11 protein-coding genes are annotated in these 19270 nt (G+C 52.7%); 7 read left to right on the top strand and 4 right to left on the bottom strand.

The features are described 5' to 3' along the window. Window positions 1-32: 32 nt before the first annotated feature. The 4 genes from SIL79_RS04860 to nadC all read right to left on the bottom strand — a co-directional run bounded on the left by SIL79_RS04860 (window position 33) and on the right by nadC (window position 5640). Window positions 33-1301, bottom strand: coding sequence for a type II secretion system F family protein (locus tag SIL79_RS04860; protein ID WP_101055955.1), 1269 nt, complete (start codon window positions 1299-1301; stop codon window positions 33-35). Window positions 1302-1476: 175 nt separating this feature from the next. Then, entirely contained in the window at window positions 1477-3183 is a 1707-nt protein-coding gene (pilB, locus tag SIL79_RS04855) for a type IV-A pilus assembly ATPase PilB (protein WP_162206465.1), read from the bottom strand. 55 nt (window positions 3184-3238) lie between these two features. Further along, entirely contained in the window at window positions 3239-3685 is a 447-nt protein-coding gene (locus SIL79_RS04850) for a pilin (RefSeq protein WP_162206466.1), read from the bottom strand. Window positions 3686-4779: 1094 nt separating this feature from the next. Then, a complete protein-coding gene (gene nadC / locus SIL79_RS04845) occupies window positions 4780-5640 on the bottom strand; it encodes a carboxylating nicotinate-nucleotide diphosphorylase (RefSeq protein WP_039033591.1) in 861 nt (286 codons plus the stop codon). Between the two features lie 158 nt (window positions 5641-5798). On the opposite strand from nadC, the gene ampD reads away from it, so the two are divergent. The 7 genes from ampD to SIL79_RS04810 all read left to right on the top strand — a co-directional run bounded on the left by ampD (window position 5799) and on the right by SIL79_RS04810 (window position 19235). Further along, complete coding sequence (gene ampD / locus SIL79_RS04840; protein ID WP_052247998.1) at window positions 5799-6377, top strand: 1,6-anhydro-N-acetylmuramyl-L-alanine amidase AmpD; 579 nt, start codon at window positions 5799-5801, stop codon at window positions 6375-6377. A gap of 53 nt (window positions 6378-6430) precedes the next feature. Then, window positions 6431-7282, top strand: a complete 852-nt coding sequence (gene ampE / locus SIL79_RS04835; protein WP_319619029.1) for a beta-lactamase regulator AmpE — start codon at window positions 6431-6433, stop codon at window positions 7280-7282. A gap of 262 nt (window positions 7283-7544) precedes the next feature. Further along, entirely contained in the window at window positions 7545-8297 is a 753-nt protein-coding gene (gene pdhR, locus SIL79_RS04830; protein WP_039033589.1) for a pyruvate dehydrogenase complex transcriptional repressor PdhR, read from the top strand. Between the two features lie 72 nt (window positions 8298-8369). Then, window positions 8370-11036: a pyruvate dehydrogenase (acetyl-transferring), homodimeric type gene (aceE, locus tag SIL79_RS04825; RefSeq protein ID WP_101055960.1), complete on the top strand. Its 2667-nt coding sequence runs from the start codon at window positions 8370-8372 to the stop codon at window positions 11034-11036. 13 nt (window positions 11037-11049) lie between these two features. Then, the gene (aceF, locus tag SIL79_RS04820) at window positions 11050-13035 is read left to right on the top strand and encodes a dihydrolipoyllysine-residue acetyltransferase (protein WP_251766783.1); all 1986 of its coding nucleotides are present in this window, start codon (window positions 11050-11052) and stop codon (window positions 13033-13035) included. A gap of 157 nt (window positions 13036-13192) precedes the next feature. Next, a complete protein-coding gene (lpdA, locus tag SIL79_RS04815; RefSeq protein ID WP_071476775.1) occupies window positions 13193-14623 on the top strand; it encodes a dihydrolipoyl dehydrogenase in 1431 nt (476 codons plus the stop codon). Between the two features lie 169 nt (window positions 14624-14792). Beyond that, window positions 14793-19235 carry an EAL domain-containing protein gene (locus SIL79_RS04810; RefSeq protein ID WP_319619028.1) on the top strand — a complete coding sequence of 1481 codons (4443 nt, stop codon included), beginning with the start codon at window positions 14793-14795 and terminating at the stop codon, window positions 19233-19235. The last annotated feature ends 35 nt before the right edge of the window (window positions 19236-19270 follow it).

Genomic DNA, 19270 nt, shown 5'->3' with positions numbered 1-19270 from the left:
TGTTATTATTGCACCGGCTTTGATACTGAGGTTTAACCTACCACGTTACCCATTTGGAAGATAGGCAGGTACATACCTACAATAAGACCACCTACCAGAGTACCTATGACCACCATCATAATGGGTTCAATCAGGCTGGAAAGCCCGTCTACGGCGTCATCTACCTGCATCTCATAAATATTGGCTATCTTGTTGAGCATATTATCCAGTGAACCGGATTCCTCACCTATCATCACCATCTGGATCAGCATATCGGGAAACAGCTTGGTGGTACGCATGGCCACGTTCATCTGCATACCGGCCATCACTTCGGTGCGTACATTCAGCAGGGCCTTGCGGTAGACATAGTTACCGGAGGCGCCGGCGGCAGACTCCAGGCCATCAATCAGCGGTACCCCGGCGGCAAAGGTAGTGGCCAGGGTGCGGGCGAAACGGGCCATGGCAGCCTTATGGAGGATTTCGCCAATCAGGGGAATTTTAAGCACCATTTCATCGATACGGTTACGAAACTTTTCCGAGTTGCGATGGGCGCGGACAAACAGCCAAACCCCGATAACAATCGCCGCGAGAAACAGATACCAGGTACTTTGCAGCCAACGGCTTATATTAACTATCAGTTGGGTAAAGGCGGGCAGTTCAGCGCCAAAGCTGGCAAAGATACTTTCGAACTGAGGTACCACAAACAGCAATAGCAGCACAGTAACTGCTATGGCAACTACAACTACCGCCGCGGGATAGAACATGGCTTTTTTAATCTTGGATTTGAGCGCCTCGGCTTTCTCTCTGTAGGTCGCGATACGGTCAAATACCGCATCCAGAGAGCCGGAATGTTCCCCGGCGGCCACCAGGTCGACATAGAGATCATCGAAATAAGCCCTGTGGGGGCGCAGTGCGTCGGAAAGGGGAATACCTGCCTGAACATCGGCCAGCACAGTGCCCAGCAAAATACGCACCTTGTTTTTCTCATGGCCGCGGGCAATCAACTCGATGGAGGTCACCAAGGGCACACCTGCGGCCAGCATGGTGGCTATCTGGCGGGTGATCACCGCGATATCCATCGGCTTGATTTTTTTATCACCGCCAAAGAGAGAGGCAGACTTTTTACGTACCAGTTTGGGATTAATCCCCTGGTTTTTCAGTAAGCTTTTGATTTCGGCAATGCTGGCGCCGCGCAATTCGCCGGAGCTTTGCTTGCCATCGCGGTTAAGACCTTTCCAGGTGAAGGTGTAGATCTTGGCTTGAGCCTTGGCACCTTTGGTTTTGGCTTTATTATTTTTAGCTGTTGCCGTTGCTGTGGCCATAATAGTTCCTTGGAATAAACGGTTTGCCGTGCCTGCATATTATTTTAGTCGGGTTAACCCTGGCCTGCCTGCAGCGAATGGCGTTAAGCACTCATGTTGTGGCGCTTATGCTATGGCACTCACGCTTTGGCACGCCGGCTTTGGATATCACAGTCGCTGTCTGGCTTGGCAGGCATCAGTAACTGGTTACCCGGTTGACCTCGGCAATGCTGGTGACGCCCTGAATGACTTTAAGCAGGCCAGACAGGCGCAAATCCCTCATTCCCTGCTGCTTGGCGGTAGCGGCAATCTGCAGTGAATTACCACCTTCCATAATGGTTCTGGCAATTTCATCGGACATCTTCATCACCTCATAGATACCGACCCGGCCCTTGTAACCGCCGGAGCAGTGCTCACAGCCGCAGGGCTTATAAACGGTAAAACCGCTATCTATCTGTTGCTGGCTGAATCCCAGCTGCAGCAGTTCATGTTCGGGGATCTCTTCCGCTTGTCGGCACTCGGGGCAGAGACGGCGGGCCAGGCGCTGGGCAATAATCAGATTGACTGAGCTGGCAATGTTGTAGCCGGGTACGCCCATATTGAGCAAACGGGTGAGGGTTTCGGCCGATGAGTTGGTGTGCAGGGTCGAGAGCACCAAGTGGCCGGTTTGTGCCGCCTTGATGGCGATTTCGGCGGTTTCCAGATCGCGAATTTCCCCTACCATCACCACGTCCGGATCCTGACGCAGGAAGGATCGCAGCGCCGAGGCGAAGGTTAACCCGGCCTTGGGGTTGATATGCACCTGGTTAACCCCTTCGAGGTTAATCTCCACCGGATCTTCGGCGGTGCTGATATTGCGCTCCTCGGTATTGAGAATATTGAGGCCGGTATAGAGGGACACGGTTTTCCCTGACCCCGTGGGGCCGGTAACCAGGATCATCCCCTGGGGTCTTGCCAGCATCTCCATATAGGCTTGTTTCTGGTCTTCCTCATAGCCGAGCTTTTCTATGCCCAACTGCGCCGAAGAGGAGTCGAGGATCCGCATCACTATCTTTTCGCCCCAGAGGGTGGGCAGGGTGCTGACCCGAAAATCTATGCTCTTGTTGCGCGACAGCCGCATCTTGATGCGGCCATCCTGGGGCACCCGGCGCTCGGCGATATCCAGCTTGGACATTACCTTTAAGCGAGCCGATATCCGTCCGGAAAGTGAAATCGGCGGCTCGGACACCTCATGGAGTATGCCATCGATACGAAAACGGATGCGGTAGCGCTTCTCGTAGGGTTCAAAATGCAGATCCGACGCGCCCTTACGGATGGCATCGGTGAGAATTTTATTGATATAGATGACGATGGGGGCATCGTCCTTGCCTTCATTATCTTCATGTTGGCGCTTGTCGGTATCTGTGACTTCGATGCCGGCGAGGGACTCTTCATCCAGGCCATCGAGATCCAGCGAGCTTAAGTCCTCTTCCAGTACCTTTTCCAGCGCTTTGGCTAACTTGTCCTCTTCGACCAGTATCGCTTCGGCATGCAGGCCGGCGCTGAACTGAAAGTCTTCCAGGGCGGCGATATTGGTGGGATCCGAGGTGGCAATATAGAGGCGGTTGCCGCGCTTGAACAGCGGCAGGCATCTGTGTTTGTCGATCAGCTTCTTGTTGAGAAACTCATCCGGAATACTGCTTAGGTCAAACTCATTGAGATCCAGCAGCGGGGTGCCGTACTCCTCATAACAGAGTTCGGCTATGCTGCGGGCGGATAAAAGCTTACTGGTCACCAGGGTGGTGACCAGGGCTTGCTTGCTGTTTTGCGACTGCTTGATGGCCTCCGTCAGGCTGCTCTCATTGAGCAGCCCCTTACGGATAAATAGGGTCGATAATCCTAAATGGAGGCCGGTGGTAGGCATATATAGTCGCTAATTAGTGTGAATAGCCAAGACCGAAAACTCAAAAACAATTATATTAGCAGAGTTCCTTGTTCCCACATGTTGCAACCCAAGTAACTTGGCTATTGGCTGTAATTGTCGCTGCCAATGAATAAGTATCAGTGGCTGCAAAAGGTGCTGTTGCTGGAGGGGTAATTGTAAGGTCCTTGCCATCCCAGGTCACACTGTTGACATATGTGGCATTAGTTGCAGCAGAAGCAGTAGGAATGCCATCTTCTCCGAGTTTCATGCACTTATCGCCAGCAGCTAAAGCCGCAGTATAGCCGTTAGTCTGGACACAGACCTCTATTGATGTTTTAAATGCACTGGCAGCTTGAATCACTTCAGAAAACTTAGCTTTCTTTGTGTAAGTCTGATACGCAGGCAGTGCGATGGCCGCCAGAATACCTATGATCGCGACAACGATCATCAATTCGATCAGGGTAAAGCCCTGAGCACGCTTGTTGAGTTTGATACCTTTCATTTGCTTTCTCCATTGTTGCCGTCTTGAGTGAATCGGTAACTTGATTCCCTGTTACTCGTATTCCTGTGATGCCTGTAAATATTCAGGCGGTTTTCCCGGCTTGCCAGCTTAGTGGGGGTGACCCCAAAGCCTATCTGGATCCAGACTCAATCAGTTCAGCAAAATCATTTAAGTTTATCGTATGTCGTTCCGGCAAACCGCACCTCAAGGAACTGAGCATTTACTCAAATCACAATTTTTACATTTGTAACTTTATTGTGTGTCATAAAATAGCAGTTTGGGTGGTTACCTTGTCGGTGAGGTTGGCCGACGCGGCCATCTCGCCTGCCCTAAAAGTTAGTATAAAGTTACTAAAAAGGGAATCTGCAATAGTGAAAAAACCACCTGAAATAGCGGAAAAAATAAAAATTGTTACCCACCACCAAGTTTTGCCGGTAACAATATTTTGACGCTTTACCCTGTTTGTGTCAGGGATGTGGCGTTGTCAAAAAAATGCTTGGCTCCCCTTTGGTGGTAAATGAGGTTGTTAATGGTTTGTTTTATTTTGTTGGGCTGTTTGGGGGCGGATTTTGGGGCAGATTTTTTGGGGGGATGGGTGGTTTTTTATAGCTGGTTTTACCTATGTGGGGTTTCATGCACAGGTTTTGTGCATGGACTTTATGCATGGGCTTTGTGCATGGGCTTTATGCATGGGCTTTGTGCACGGGCTTTATGCATGGGCTTTATGCATGAGTTTTATACTGGTGCCGAGTGAGGTACACAAACCGTGCCTGCCTGAGGACGAATATTACCCTAGGATAACGTCATCTGACGGGCCAGGGGCTGAGTCAGGGGCAGATTCAGGGGCTGAGTTAGGGGCTGAGCTTGGGCAGAGTCAGGGCAGGGGCCGTCTTGGGGCGGCGGGCTTGGGGCGGCGGTTTTCAGTGGAGTGGCGAGAGCTTGACTGAGAATAAGGCGCAGATGCTGCAAGCTGCAATGGCAAGCGGATGAGTATTGTGCGGTTAACGGCGGGGCTTGGCGGTTAACGCCTGCTGGGGTGAGGTTTGGGCTGAAATTGGCATACCCCTGGCGTTAGGGGTATGCCTGCCAAGATCTCAGCCTTTGAGGCGCATGGAGAGATCCATGGCCCGCACATGCTTGGTCAGGGCGCCGACCGAGATAAAGTCGACACCGGTTTGGGCGAAGGCAGTTATGGTTTCCAGAGTGACATCGCCGGAAACTTCCAGTTTGGCACCCAGTCCCTTGGCCTTAAAGCCATTATTGAGCTCTACTGCCTGCAGCATCATGGTGACATCGAAGTTGTCCAACATAACAATATCGGCGCCGCCCTCCAGCGCTTGCGCCAGCTCCTGCAGGGTTTCTACTTCGACTTCCACGGGTTTGTCTGGGCGCAGTGCACGTGCGGCCGCAATCGCCTTGGCGATACCGCCGCAGGCCATAATATGGTTCTCTTTGATCAGAAAGGCGTCGAACAAACCTATGCGGTGGTTTTTGCCGCCGCCGCAGGTGACGGCATATTTCTGCGCCGTCCGCAGGCCGGGAAGGGTCTTGCGGGTATCGAGCAAACGGCATTGAGTGCCCGCCAGTTTGTCGCAGTAAATCTTGGTCAGGCTGGCTACGCCTGAGAGGGTTTGAATAAAGTTCATCATGGTGCGCTCGCCGGTGAGCAGCAGGCGCGCCGGGCCGGAGAGTTCACACAGCAGCTGATTGGGCAGCACAAGATCGCCATCATCCACATGCCAGTGCAGGGCCACTTCGCCTCCGAGCTGGTTAAATACCTGTTCAGCCCAGGCTTTACCACAGAAAACACCTTCTTCGCGGGTAATAAGGGTAGCTTCGGCATATTTGTCTGCCGGGATCAACAGGGCTGTGATATCGCCCTCGGAGGCCTTCTGGTGGCCAAGATCTTCGTCCAGTGCGGCTTTGACACTGACCCTGATATCATTTTCGAGCATGATACGCGTCCTTGATTGACTCGGGATTATAGAGGAAATTTATGCTGCTAGATTAGCATAATAAGGGGCGCTGCTGGTATTGTGTTGGAGGTTCAATTGGCTGTGGCTGGGCTCAAAGTTATTTTGAGCCAATGTGACTACAGTCAAGGTGCTGCTGTATGTATGGTTATCAGAGTCAGGGGAGTGAGCATTTGGCGCAGCAACTATGGGTTGAAGGCTGGTATAAAGAGGCTGAGCCTAGCCCTTCACCTCACTTTAATCACAGGCCCGATGGCGAGGTGAGCCTTCTGGTGATCCATAATATCAGTCTGCCAGCCGGCTGTTTTGGTCTGCCTTATATAGAGCAGCTGTTTTTGGGAACCTTGGATACTGAAGCCGATCCCAGCTTTGCCGAGCTTAAGGGGCTGGAAGTGTCGGCGCATTTTCTTATTCGCCGTGATGGTGAATTGCGCCAATATGTTTCGGTCGACCAGCGCGCCTGGCATGCCGGGGTATCTAACTTTGCCGGTCGTAGCGGCTGTAATGACTTTGCCGTCGGCATAGAGTTGGAGGGCACAGACGATTCCGGCTTTACCGAGGCGCAGTATCATAAACTTATTACCCTGAGCCAAAGTTTACGGTTGGCCTACCCGGATATCACCAAAGAGAGAATAGTAGGTCACAGCGATATTGCCCCTGGGCGCAAGACAGACCCGGGCCCGGGGTTTGATTGGCAAAGGTATCTGCAGGCGCTGTGACGCGTGTCGCTTTGAGATGGCCACAGGCCTAAAGAGAGCATGGAGAAGAAGAGATGGCACTGTTTTCCCTGTTGATCGCGATTATTGTTGAACGTTTGAAACTGCTGCCGGCTCGTTGGCAGTTGGACAGTGGGCTGCGCTGGTATCAAAGGCAGATGTTTACCGACAGCCAGCTGAGTACCACAACTGGCATGATACTGGCGCTCTTGCTACCGGCTGTGACTGTGGCGGTGGCGTTGTGGGTTGTGGATGGATGGTTTTGGGGCTTGCCTTCGCTGCTGCTGTGGGTGGCGCTGGCGGTAGTGTGTTTTTCCCACCAATATCAAAGGCGTTTATTTAAGCGATATGTGCAGGCTGCTTGCCGCGGTGATGTGCAAGCCAGTTTTCATTTCGCCGGAGAGCTGGACTGCAGTGAATGCCTGGATGCGGTCAGCGAACGCGAGTTGGGCGCCAGGGTAGGCCAGAGCGTGGCCTGGCTCAACTACCGCTATTATGGCGCCGTGGCGCTGTTCTTTATCCTATTTGGTCCGGTAGGCGCGGTGTTTTATTGCAGCGTGCGTTTTTTTGATGAAAGGCGCCAACGCTTGGCTAAAGAGTGGCCTGTGGTAGATAAGCTGCTGTATTGGCTCGACTGGTTGCCGGCACGGATCATAGGTTTTGGTTATGTGCTTTGCGGTCATTTCAGCAATGCTTTTCCGTTATGGTGCCAGTTGGCGTTGAAACGGGAGGCGACGCCCAGGGATATAGTGACCCAAGTGGCGCTGGCTGCTGAAACTCTGCCGGATGATGAAGATGTGCCTGTGTCGGTACAGTCTACCTTGGCACTGCTGGCCTTGAGTAAGCGTAACTCAACTTTACTGCTTACTATTTTGTCGCTGTTGACCATTTTTGGTCTGGTGAGTTAGTGCCGAATAAGTGTGCTTGCGGTTTTGCTGCGGCGGGGCTTGGGTATAACCAGGCTTGGGTTTAACCAGGGCTTTGCCGCAAACAGGGCCCGAAGCTGCTTGTTAATTGGTCTGACCCCAGAGGGAAAAATATAGGCTATGCTCACACATCGTGAGTTGACTTGATGCAGATCACTAACTGGACTTTAAAAGTGTGATTTGATAAAGTGCGCTCACTCGTAGAAATTGGTAAGACCAATTTACAATAGGAGCTGAGGGCCAGATGGCTTATAGCAAAATCAGTCAGCCAAAGATTTCTGACGTCATCATGAATCAGTTGGAGCAGATGATCCTGGAAGGCAGCTTGCAGCCGGGTCAGAAGTTACCTCCTGAACGCGAGTTGGCGTTGCAATTTGAAGTCTCCCGTCCCTCATTGCGGGAAGCGATTCAAAAGCTGGAAGCAAAAGGATTATTGCTGCGCCGCCAAGGCGGTGGTACCTACGTTAAAGAACAGTTGTGGCAGAGTCTTGCCGATCCCATAGTCGAACTTATGCAGGGTGATCCGGAGAGTCAATATGACTTGCTGGAGTTCCGTCATGCCACCGAAGGCATGATGGCTTATTTTGCTGCCCTGCGCGGAACTGACGCCGATATGCAGAATATCCAGCGAATGATCCAGGAAGTGGAAGACGCCGAGGGAATTGAAGCGCAAGCGGCCGCCATTGTGCATTTTTACCGGGCGGTAGCCGAGGCATCACACAATGTTGCTATGCTGCACCTGGTGCTGAGTTTAACTCCTGTGCTGCATCAGAATGTGGCGCAAAACCTGGAGCTTCTGAGCCGTCGTGAAGAAGCTTCATCCATGGCGAATAAACATAGGCGGGCTTTGCTGGCCGCTATTATTCGCCGCGATCCCGAAGCCGCGCGTGAAGCGTCCAATGACCACTTGAGTTATATCGAGGAAGTCATGTTGTCGGTACGGGAAGAAGATAGCCGGTTGCAGCGTAGCTTGCGCCGTTTGAAGAGCGGCGTGTAGCCCAGGGTCGGCCCAGTGCCCACCTTAGGACGTCGCAATCACTATTAATACAATGTATAGAAGGACAGTGTCATGTCTGAAAATATGCTACAAGACTTGGATCCGTTAGAGACACAGGAATGGGTAGAATCCCTGCAAGCCGTATTGGAGCAGGAAGGTCCCGAACGTGCTCATTACCTGTTGGAAAAGCTGATCGACAAGGCTCGCCGTAACGGTACTCACCTGCCTTACACTGCCACTACTGCTTACCTGAATACCATTCCTGCCGGGCAAGAGCCTCATATGCCGGGCAACCAGGAGATGGAACGTCGCATTCGCGCCATTGTGCGTTGGAACGCGTTGGCTATGGTACTGCGTGGTTCCAAGAAAGATCTGGAGCTTGGTGGTCATATTTCCAGTTTCTCATCCAGTGCCACTATCTATGATGTGTGCTTTAACCACTTCTTCCGTGCTCCCAACGAGAAAGACGGCGGCGACCTGGTTTACTTCCAGGGCCACATTGCCCCCGGCATCTATGCCCGTTCTTTCCTCGAAGGTCGTCTGAGTGAAGAACAGCTGGCCAACTTCCGTCAGGAAGTGGATGGCAAAGGCCTGTCCTCCTATCCGCATCCCAAGCTGATGCCTGATTACTGGCAGTTCCCTACGGTTTCCATGGGTCTGGGCCCTATCCAGGCCATTTATCAGGCGCGCTTCCTTAAGTACCTGACTGACCGTGGTATCAAGGATTGCTCCGAGCAAACCGTGTATTGCTTCCTGGGCGACGGCGAGTGTGACGAGCCGGAAGCGCTGGGTGCCATCGGTCTGGCCGCTCGTGAAGAGCTGGATAACCTGGTGTTTATCGTTAACTGTAACCTGCAGCGTCTCGACGGCCCTGTACGCGGTAACGGCAAGATCATCCAGGAGCTGGAAGGTGAATTCCGCGGCGCCGGTTGGGAAGTGGTCAAGGTTATCTGGGGCCGTTACTGGGATCCATTGCTGGCCAGTGACACCAGCGGTAAGCTGCTGCAACTGATGAACGAAACTGTTGACGGTGAATACCAGAACTGTAAAGCCAAAGGCGGTGCCTGGACCCGTGAACACTTCTTCGGTAAGTATCCTGAAACCGCCGAGATGGTAGCCAACATGTCAGACGATGACATCTGGCGCCTGAACCGTGGTGGTCACGATCCGGTGAAGATTTACGCCGCGCTCGATAGAGCCAAGAAGACCAAGGGGCGCCCAACCGTTATTCTGGCCAAGACAGTGAAAGGTTATGGTCTGGGTGATGCCGGTGAAGGCAAAAACATTGCCCATAACGTCAAGAAGATGGACATTGAAGCCATTCGTCACTTCCGTGATCGCTTCAACATCCCAATCCCTGATGACAAGCTGGATGAAATCCCCTTCTACCATCCGGGACCGGACTCCGAAGAGGTTAAATACCTCAAGGAACGCCGTGAGGCCCTGATGGGGTATCTGCCTGCCCGTCGGCAGAAGTTCAGCGAAGAGCTGCAAGTGCCTTCACTGAAAATTTTTGATGCGGTTCTCAAAGGCTCCAACGGCCGTGAGATCTCTTCTACCATGGCCTTTGTGCGGGTATTGACTGCCTTGCTGAAAGATAAGGGCATAGGCAAGAAGATAGTACCTATCATCCCGGATGAGGCCCGTACCTTTGGTATGGAAGGTCTGTTCCGTCAAGTGGGTATCTATGCTCATGAAGGGCAGAAATATGTGCCTCAGGATGCGGATCAGGTTGCTTACTATCGTGAGGACAAGTCCGGTCAGGTGCTGCAGGAAGGGATTAACGAGCTGGGCGCCATGTCCTCTTGGGTATCGGCTGCGACCAGCTACTCGGTCAATGATACGCCGATGATCCCTTTCTACATCTATTACTCCATGTTCGGTTTCCAGCGGATCGGCGATCTGGCCTGGGCCGCTGGCGACATGCGCGCCCGTGGCTTCCTGGTCGGTGGTACTTCCGGCCGGACTACGCTGAACGGCGAAGGTTTGCAGCACCAGGATGGTCACAGCCATATTCTGGCCAACACCATTCCTAACTGCATCAGCTATGACCCAACCTATGGTTATGAAATTGCCGTTATCGTTCAGGATGGTATTCGCCGCATGTATGGCGAAGATCAGGAAGATATCTTCTACTACCTGACCACAATGAACGAGAACTATGTTCAGCCTGAAATGCCACAAGGCGTGGAAGAGGGCATTGTCAAGGGTATCTACAAGTTGGAAAGCGTTGCCGGTTCCGGTAAAGGCAAAGTCCAGCTGATGGGTTGCGGCACTATTCTCGAGCAAGTACGCAAGGCGGCACAGGCGCTGGCGAAAGACTTCGGTATCAGCACAGATGTGTTCAGCGTTACCAGCTTCAACGAACTGGCGCGTGATGGTCAGGCGGTTGAGCGCTGGAACATGCTGCACCCAACTGAAACCGCCAAGGTGCCTTATGTAAGCACAGTGCTGGCAAAAGATGCGCCTGCGATTGTGGCGACCGATTACATGAAGATCTATGGCGAGCAGCTGCGCGCTTATGTGCCTTGTGACTACAAGGTGCTGGGTACCGACGGTTTCGGCCGCTCTGACAGCCGCGCCAACCTGCGTCACCACTTCGAAGTGGATGCCAAGTTCATCGTGGTTGCTGCGCTCAAGTCGCTGGTGGACCGCAACGAGCTGCCGGTAGATGTTTTGGCCAAGACCATTGCCGAATATGGCATCGACGCCGACAAGATCGACCCACAGCACGCGTAAGAGGTGAAGCAGAATGGCTGATATGAAACAAGTACTGGTTCCCGATATTGGCGGGGACGAGGTACAGGTTATTGAGATCTGTGCCAATGTGGGTGACAGCCTGGCGGCTGAAGACTCCATTATTACCGTTGAAAGCGACAAGGCGACCATGGATATTCCTGCGCCCTTCGCCGGTGTGCTCAAAGAGCTGAAAGTGGCCGTTGGCGACAGCGTGTCTGAAGGCACCTTGATAGCCTTGATGGCTGCCGAAGGCGCAGAAGCTGCAGCTGTTGCAGAGGCGCCCAAGGCTGAAGCCGCGCCTGCTCCGGCAGCGGCTTCAGCTCCTGCTGCAGAACAGGCGGCGCCGGCCGCACCTGCAGCCGGTGGCAGCCAGGTCATTGAAGTGACAGTGCCGGATATTGGCGATGCCGCAGATGTCGATGTTATCGAAGTGCTGGTGAGCGAAGGTGAGGCTATCGAAGCCGATGCCGGGTTGATCACGCTGGAAACCGATAAGGCGACCATGGATGTACCTTCGCCTCAGGCGGGTACAGTCAAGTCACTGAAAGTGAAGGTTGGCGACAAGGTTTCCCAGGGCTCTTTGGTGTTACTGCTGGAAGTTGGCGCTGCTGCTTCTGATGCACCGCAAGCGCCACAAGCAGCGGCTTCTGAAGCCGCACAACCGGTGGCCGCTCAGGCTGCCGCGCCTGCCACTGTTGCAGTGAAAGAGATTGCGGTTCCCGATATCGGTGATGCTGCTGATGTGGACGTTATCGAAGTGCTGGTGGCGGTAGGTGATGAGATCAGTGCCGATCAAGGGCTGATCACGCTGGAAACCGATAAGGCGACCATGGAAGTGCCGGCGCCCTTCGGCGGCAAGCTGGTTTCTCTGACCGTTAAAGTGGGTGACAAGGTGTCTCAGGGTAGCGTGATTGCCACGGTTGAGACCCAAGGCGCCGCTCCCGCAGCAGTTGCTGCACCGGCAGAAGCCCCTGTTCAGACGGCTCCAGCCCCAGCTCCGGCGGCCGCGCCTGCAGCGCAGAGTCGCCCACCTGTGCCGCATCATCCGAGTGCCGGTGCCCAGCCTAACACAGGTGCGGTACACGCTTCTCCGGCGGTACGTCGCCTGGCCCGTGAGTTCGGTGTTGATCTGACTCAGGTGAAAGGTACAGGTCGCAAGGGGCGTATCCTCAAAGAGGATGTGCAGGCCTATGTGAAATATGAACTGTCACGGCCCAAGGCCACGGCGGCGACTTCTGTCGGCGGCGGCAGTGGTCTGCAGGTTATTGATGCACCTAAGGTAGATTTCAGTAAGTTCGGTGAAGTGGAACAAGTGCCACTGACCCGGATCCAGAAGATCTCCGGCCCTAACCTGCACCGCAACTGGGTGACCATTCCCCATGTGACTCAGTTCGATGAGGCTGATATCACAGAGATGGAAGCTTTCCGTAAGCAGCAGAACGAACTGGCAGCCAAGCAGAAGCTGAATGTGAAGATCACTCCGTTGGTGTTCATGATGAAGGCGGTTGCCAAGACGCTGCAGCAGTTCCCGGTATTTAACTCCAGCCTGAGCCCGGATGGTGAATCGCTGATCCGCAAGAAGTACTACCACATAGGAGTGGCGGTCGATACGCCAAACGGTTTGGTGGTGCCTGTGGTGCGTGATGTGGACCAGAAAGGGATTATCGAGCTCAGCCGCGAGCTGACCGAAATTTCGATCAAGGCCCGTGACGGCAAGCTTAAGGCGGCCGACATGCAAGGCAGCTGTTTCACTATCTCCAGCCTGGGGGGGATCGGCGGTACCGCGTTTACGCCTATCGTCAACTATCCTGATGTGGCAATTCTCGGGGTGTCCAAGTCTGAGATTAAGCCGAAGTGGAACGGTAAAGAGTTTGAGCCAAAGCTGATGTTACCACTGTCACTGTCTTATGATCACCGGGTGATCGACGGGGCGATGGCGGCACGCTTCAGTGTCACTCTGTCAGGGATCTTGTCCGATATTCGTACAATGATCCTCTAACACAACAGGCTGCCCCTCGGGGCGGCCTTTTGTTTATTGTGATCAGTGTCAAACACGGGTTAAAATGCGCCCACCTTACGAGACAAGCACTTTCGAGCTGGCGCATCGCAGGTTGGGCTGGCTGTCCCCAACGGAATGAAAGAAATCAGAGGAAAAAATGAGTAACGAAATCAAAACTCAGGTAGTGGTATTAGGTGCTGGCCCTGCTGGCTATTCTGCGGCTTTTCGTGCAGCAGATTTAGGCCTGGAGACAGTGATTGTTGAGCGTTTCAGCACTCTGGGTGGCGTATGCCTGAATGTGGGTTGTATTCCTTCCAAAGCCCTGTTGCATGTAGCCAAAGTGATTGAAGAGGCCAAAGCGGTATCGGATCACGGTGTTGTGTTCGGTGAGCCAAAGATAGACCTCGACAAGCTGCGTGGCTTTAAAGAGAAAGTGATCGGCCAACTGACCAATGGTCTTGGCGGCATGTCCAAGATGCGTAAAGTGAAGGTGGTTAACGGTTTCGGTAAGTTCACTGGCCCCAACAGCCTCGAAGTGAAAGGTGCCGACGGTGAAACCACAGTGGTTAACTTTGACAACGCCATCATAGCTGCCGGCTCTCGCCCAATTCAGCTGCCTTTCATTCCGCATGAAGATCCACGTATCTGGGACTCTACCGATGCACTGGAACTGAAAGAGATCCCAGGCAAGATGCTGGTGATGGGCGGCGGTATCATAGGTCTGGAAATGGGTACTGTTTACTCGTCTCTGGGCAGTGAAATCGATGTGGTTGAAATGTTCGACCAGGTGATCCCTGCGGCTGATAAAGACGTGGTTAAGGTCTTTACCAAGCAGATCAAGAAGAAATTCAACCTGATGCTGGAAACCAAGGTAACAGCAGTTGAAGCCAAAGAAGACGGTATTTATGTGTCTATGGAAGGTAAGTCGGCACCTGCCGAGCCAGTGCGTTACGACGCAGTGCTGGTGGCCATTGGCCGTACTCCAAATGGCAAGCTGATCGATGCTGACAAGGCCGGGGTCAAGATTGATGAGCGTGGCTTTATCAATGTCGACAAGCAACTGCGTACCAATGTGGCCAACATTTTCGCCGTGGGCGATATCGTTGGTCAGCCAATGCTGGCTCACAAAGGTGTGCATGAAGGCCATGTGGCCGCAGAAGTGATTGCCGGTATGAAGCACTTCTTCGATCCTAAGGTTATCCCATCTATTGCTTACACAGATCCTGAAGTGGCTTGGGTTGGTCTGACCGAGAAAGAAGCCAAAGAGCAGGGCATAGCATACGAAACCGCGACCTTCCCATGGGCAGCCAGTGGCCGTGCTATCGCTTCCGATGCCAGCGAAGGTATGACCAAGCTGATTTTCGATAAAGAGACTCATAGAGTGATCGGTGGTGCCATTGTGGGTGTCAACGGCGGTGAGTTGCTGGGTGAAATCGGCCTGGCTATCGAGATGGGTTGTGATGCCGAGGATCTGGCGCTGACCATTCATGCTCACCCGACTCTGCATGAGTCTGTAGGGCTGGCGGCCGAGATCTACGAAGGTTCAATCACAGATCTGCCAAACCCAAAGGCAAAAAAGAAAAAGTAATCTGCTGATTGGGGACTTGTCCCTGGCAGTATTGAAGTCGGGCCCAGTTAGCTGGGCCCGATTTTTTATATCAAGTGCAACCCTTGTAAACGAACTGTTGTTTACAAGATGAAATTCGGTGGTCTAGCTGGTACATTCAAGACTGGTCATCAAGGTCATTCATCAACCGATGATAAGAAAACTAATAACAGTAGCTATTGCTATACTGCTCAGCCTTTTTTTCGGGGCAGCATCGGCAGATGCCGATGAGTTGGTTAAAAGGGTATTTTCTTCCAGGGATGGTTTGATCAACACCAGTATTCTCGACATCAGCATTGATGAGCGGGGATTTATCTGGCTCTCCACCGAACAGGGACTGTATCGCCTCAGCAACGCCAATATCCGCCGTTTGGACCGCGATGGTCTGGAATCGCGGATGGCTGATGAGTATCTGCCTCTGGTCAAGTCTCTTGGGCAACAGCAGATGCTGGTCAGTACACTGTCTCATGCCTATCTCTACCATATAGCCGATAATCGTTTCCGTCAGTTTGGCAGTGATGAGCTGTTTCCCGAGTATCAGGGCGGCGGTTTAATGAAGAGCTTGCAATCGGCGGCCGGTGACTGGATGTTGTTAACCGAAAAAGGCCAGGTTTGGCGCTTGAGTCAGGATCTACAGCAGCTGCAGAAACTGTTTGACCTACCCTACGATAGTGACCTGCTATGGAGTCAAATTTTGCAGCTTGAGAACGGCAACTTGCTGCTGGGTAACGCCTATGGTGTGGAGCTAAGGTCACAAAATGGCAGCGTCAAACAACGCTTGTCATGGCAGGGTAGTTATGGTCGCCTCAATGCCTTATTTCTGGACAGTAACAAACAGATTTGGATGGCCGCCAGCAAAGGCTTCTATCGGGTGAACCTTGAAAGCAACCGCATAGAGCCAGTGGCCGAGATTCCTTTTTTCACCAGTGTGATCACTGAAGATCTCAAGGGTAATCTGTGGATTGCCAGTAAGCAGGGGCTGCTGAAATGGTCCCCGAGCAGCCGCAAATTAAAACAGTATAAAGAGCAGTTGAAGCTCAAGGCCGGTATTGAATATATCAATGCTCTGCAGGTGGACAGCAATGGTTTAATCTGGGTTGGCGGCACTGGGCATTCATTGGCAGTGGTAGCCGACTCACCGGAATTTATTCTGGATAGTTTCAGCGCTTCTGAGCCTTATAAGCTCAGTGATTCCATGGTGTGGGCGATACTGGCCGACGCTGAGATGCTGTGGCTGGGAACCGACTCGGGATTGTTGGCCGTCAATCGAAATACCCAACAGAGCCAAACTACGCTTCCCAAAGGGATGGAGGTCAATGACAGCATCTACAAGATAGATAATTTGGACCAAGAACACCTGTTGTTATCGACTACCAATGGCTTATTTGTGATGAATAAGCAGACCCTGGAAGGGCAGCCTTTGGGGGATTGGAACGGCAGCGGACAGTCTCTGAGTCACAAGACGGTGATCACGGCTTTGAATGAGGGCAACCTCTGGTGGTTTGCGACCAGCAGCGGTTTGTATGAGTGGGATCAGACTCAGGGCAAGATAGAGAAAAAAACTTTGCCGGATACAGAGTCCAGCGGCAATAATCCTGCGATTTATGGAGTCTATCGCGATAGTCGACAGCGCTTGTGGATCGGTGGCAATAAATCCTTCGGTTACTTGGAGCAGGGTGGCGGTTTTCGTTCATTGGCGTCGGTATTTGATGACTTGCCGCATATGCCGACCGTGAGCCAGTGGTTGGAATTGAGCCCGGATCGTTTCTGGTTGGCCACCCGCCAGGGAGGCTTGATAGAGCTGGACTTGCAGACCATGAAGATTCGCCGTTTGACGCAAGAATGGCAATTGGACTGTAACACAGTATTTTTTCTGCAGGATAGCGGCGACTATCGAGTTGTGGGATGCAGTTATGTGCTGATCCGTCAGGATAAGAGTAGTGGTGAAATCAAGGTATTCAATAATGATGACGGTTTGTTGGGGGAGGAACTCAACGAAGGGGCATACTTCTATCAGCCGCAGCAGGGCCTCTATGTAGGTACGCCGGATGGGGTGATACTGCTGGACGTTGCCGGCATGGCTAATCGTATTCCAAAGCACGGCGCCATTCTCGAGTCGATTGCGGTTTATTATGACAATAAAACAGAGCTGAGTCTGGTACCTACGCCTGAACAACTGATAGCTCCCGGAGCCAGAATGCTGAGTTTTCAACTGAGCAGTATGGATTATCTGGATGATGCTCCTATCAGCCTAAAGTACCGTTTACGACGTCCCGGTGAAGATGAGCTTAACTATTTACTGTTGGAAAATCAGTCGCAAATTAATCTTTCCGGATTAACTCCCGGCGCTTACCAATTGGAAGTGATCAGTCAAAACAACGGTATCTGGCAGTCGGAGCCCTTCCGTTTTCCCTTTACCGTTGACCAGTTCTGGTGGCAGAGTCAGTGGTTCAAGGGGTTGTTGTTAATCATTATATTGGCAACGATTTTCAGTATCGTGCTGTTGCGTCAGCGTCAGGTGCAACGTTTTATGACCATGAACCTAGCGCTGCGCCAGAGTGATGATAGGTTGAGGCAATCGCTCAGGGGCAGTGAATCGGATCTCTGGGAGTGGCGCCGTGATACCGGCCAATTTCATCTGGATAATCGCGGCGGCGTGCTGGGCAGTGGTGAAGACTTTATTCTTATCGGAATAGATAAGTTGCCGGTGCATCCAGATGACCAGACAGCTGCGCTGGATGAATGGAACAAGATGGTCGAAGGTGACAGCGATAGATTCGAGTCCGAATACCGTTATCGACTCCGAGACGGCAGTTGGGGCTGGCTCAGGGTGCGCGGCAGGCCAGTCAGCCATGACCCGGTTTCCGGCAAGGTGCTCAAGGCTGCCGGGATTTACTCCGACATCACCATCAAGCGGCAACTGGAAGAGGAGGTTGAGCTGCTGGCGCAGGCATTTGAAAACACCTCAGAAGGGGTGTTTATTCTGGATGCCGATGAGGTCATCAAGGTCGCCAACAGGGCGGCAGAGTCGATAGTAGGTCAGGATAGGCAGAGTCTGCAGGGACGGCACTTCGGCGAGTTGGTGGTCAGTGAAAACTTCCATAAAGATAAGGTCGCCACTTTACTGCAAGGGATAGATTCCTGGACCGGCGAGCTGGAAATTGTGGGTGTGGCCGGGTCGCGCTGTCCTGTGTGGCTCAATATTTCCCTGATGCAGGATCGCAAGGATAGGGTGCAACACTATGTGGTGGTGTTTTCCGATATCACTGAGCGCAAACGCACCGAGGCGGATCTGCGCCGCCTGGCGAACTATGACGTGCTGACCGGTTTGCCGAACAGATCGCTGTTTGCCAACCGTTTGCAACAGGCAATTGAAGGGGCCAAAGATCAGCAACATAAGCTGGCCTTGCTGTTTTTGGATCTGGACAGGTTCAAGCATGTCAACGACTCCTACGGCCACAGCATGGGAGATGCGCTGCTGATAGAGGCCGCCAATAGGCTGCAGTCAGTGATGGGGCCGGAGCAGGTGTTGTGCAGGTTTGGCGGTGATGAGTTTGTGATCCTGGTACAGGATGCCGAGATAGATAAGCTCAATCGCCTCTGTGAGCGCCTGTTGGCGCAGATAGCTCAGCCGTTTGAACTCTATGGGCGGGAGTTTTTTATTTCTACCAGTATCGGCATCAGTATCTGGCCCGACGATGCCAGGCAACCAGAGATGCTGATCAAGAATGCCGATCAAGCCATGTATCACGCCAAGGAAGAGGGCAGGGGGAATTTCCAATACTATTCCAGTGAGCGTAATGCAGAAGCTTTGTACCATCTACGTTTGGAAGCCGATTTACGCCACGCCATAGAGCAGGGCGAGTTTGAGCTCTATTACCAGGGCCAGTTTGATGTAAAACAGCAGCAAAAGTTTATCGGTATGGAAGCTTTGCTGCGTTGGCATCATCCGAGCGAAGGTTTTGTTCGGCCGGATATTTTCATCAAGGTGGCTGAGTCCTGTGGTTTGATAATTGCTATCGACCGTTGGGTGCTGCGCCAAGCTTGTGAGGATGGTGCCCGTTGGAGCAAGAGTGCGGCGGAGCCGTTCAAGTTGTCGGTAAATGTCAGCGCAGTGCATTTCCGTCACCCGGAATTTATCAGTGGTGTGCTCGATATCCTTGAAGAAACCGGAATGCCGGCCCAGTATTTGGCGCTGGAAATCACCGAAGGGGTGTTGATGAAAGAGCTGCAGCTTGCCCGCCAGCATTTGAGACAGCTGAGGGCCCACGGCATAGAGGTGGCCATTGATGACTTTGGCACCGGCTACTCGTCGCTGGCTTATTTGCGCCACTTTGAAGTGAATACCCTGAAAATTGATCGCTCCTTCCTCAAAGATATTGCCGGCAACAGTGCCGATCAGGCGATTGTCAGCAGTATTGTCGAGCTGGCCCGTAACCTCAAACTCAAGGTGGTAGCCGAAGGGGTGGAAACCCGGGAACAGCTGCAACAGGTCACTCACAGAGGCTGTCATATCATTCAGGGTTACTACTTTGCCAAGCCTGTACCTGCTGGTGAACTGGCATCCTGGTTTTACGAAATGTGCGATTTATGATCTTTGTTTATACCCTATTGGAACTTTCTCTTTAC

The sequence above is a fragment of the Shewanella indica genome, assembly GCF_033842865.1.
GTDB classification, from domain to species: domain Bacteria; phylum Pseudomonadota; class Gammaproteobacteria; order Enterobacterales; family Shewanellaceae; genus Shewanella; species Shewanella indica.
This window is presented reverse-complemented; position numbering and strand designations above follow the sequence as displayed.

What these genes read in the sequence shown, in the direction of transcription:
- nadC (WP_039033591.1), bottom strand. Translation starts at nt 5,640, where the DNA reads ATGCTCGAAAATGATATCAGGGTCAGTGTCAAAGCCGCACTGGACGAA.
- ampD (WP_052247998.1), top strand. Translation starts at nt 5,799, where the DNA reads ATGTATGGTTATCAGAGTCAGGGGAGTGAGCATTTGGCGCAGCAACTA.
- SIL79_RS04810 (WP_319619028.1), top strand. Translation starts at nt 14,793, where the DNA reads ATGATAAGAAAACTAATAACAGTAGCTATTGCTATACTGCTCAGCCTT.
- SIL79_RS04860 (WP_101055955.1), bottom strand. Translation starts at nt 1,301, where the DNA reads ATGGCCACAGCAACGGCAACAGCTAAAAATAATAAAGCCAAAACCAAA.
- pilB (WP_162206465.1), bottom strand. Translation starts at nt 3,183, where the DNA reads ATGCCTACCACCGGCCTCCATTTAGGATTATCGACCCTATTTATCCGT.
- aceE (WP_101055960.1), top strand. Translation starts at nt 8,370, where the DNA reads ATGTCTGAAAATATGCTACAAGACTTGGATCCGTTAGAGACACAGGAA.
- aceF (WP_251766783.1), top strand. Translation starts at nt 11,050, where the DNA reads ATGGCTGATATGAAACAAGTACTGGTTCCCGATATTGGCGGGGACGAG.
- ampE (WP_319619029.1), top strand. Translation starts at nt 6,431, where the DNA reads ATGGCACTGTTTTCCCTGTTGATCGCGATTATTGTTGAACGTTTGAAA.
- pdhR (WP_039033589.1), top strand. Translation starts at nt 7,545, where the DNA reads ATGGCTTATAGCAAAATCAGTCAGCCAAAGATTTCTGACGTCATCATG.
- lpdA (WP_071476775.1), top strand. Translation starts at nt 13,193, where the DNA reads ATGAGTAACGAAATCAAAACTCAGGTAGTGGTATTAGGTGCTGGCCCT.
- SIL79_RS04850 (WP_162206466.1), bottom strand. Translation starts at nt 3,685, where the DNA reads ATGAAAGGTATCAAACTCAACAAGCGTGCTCAGGGCTTTACCCTGATC.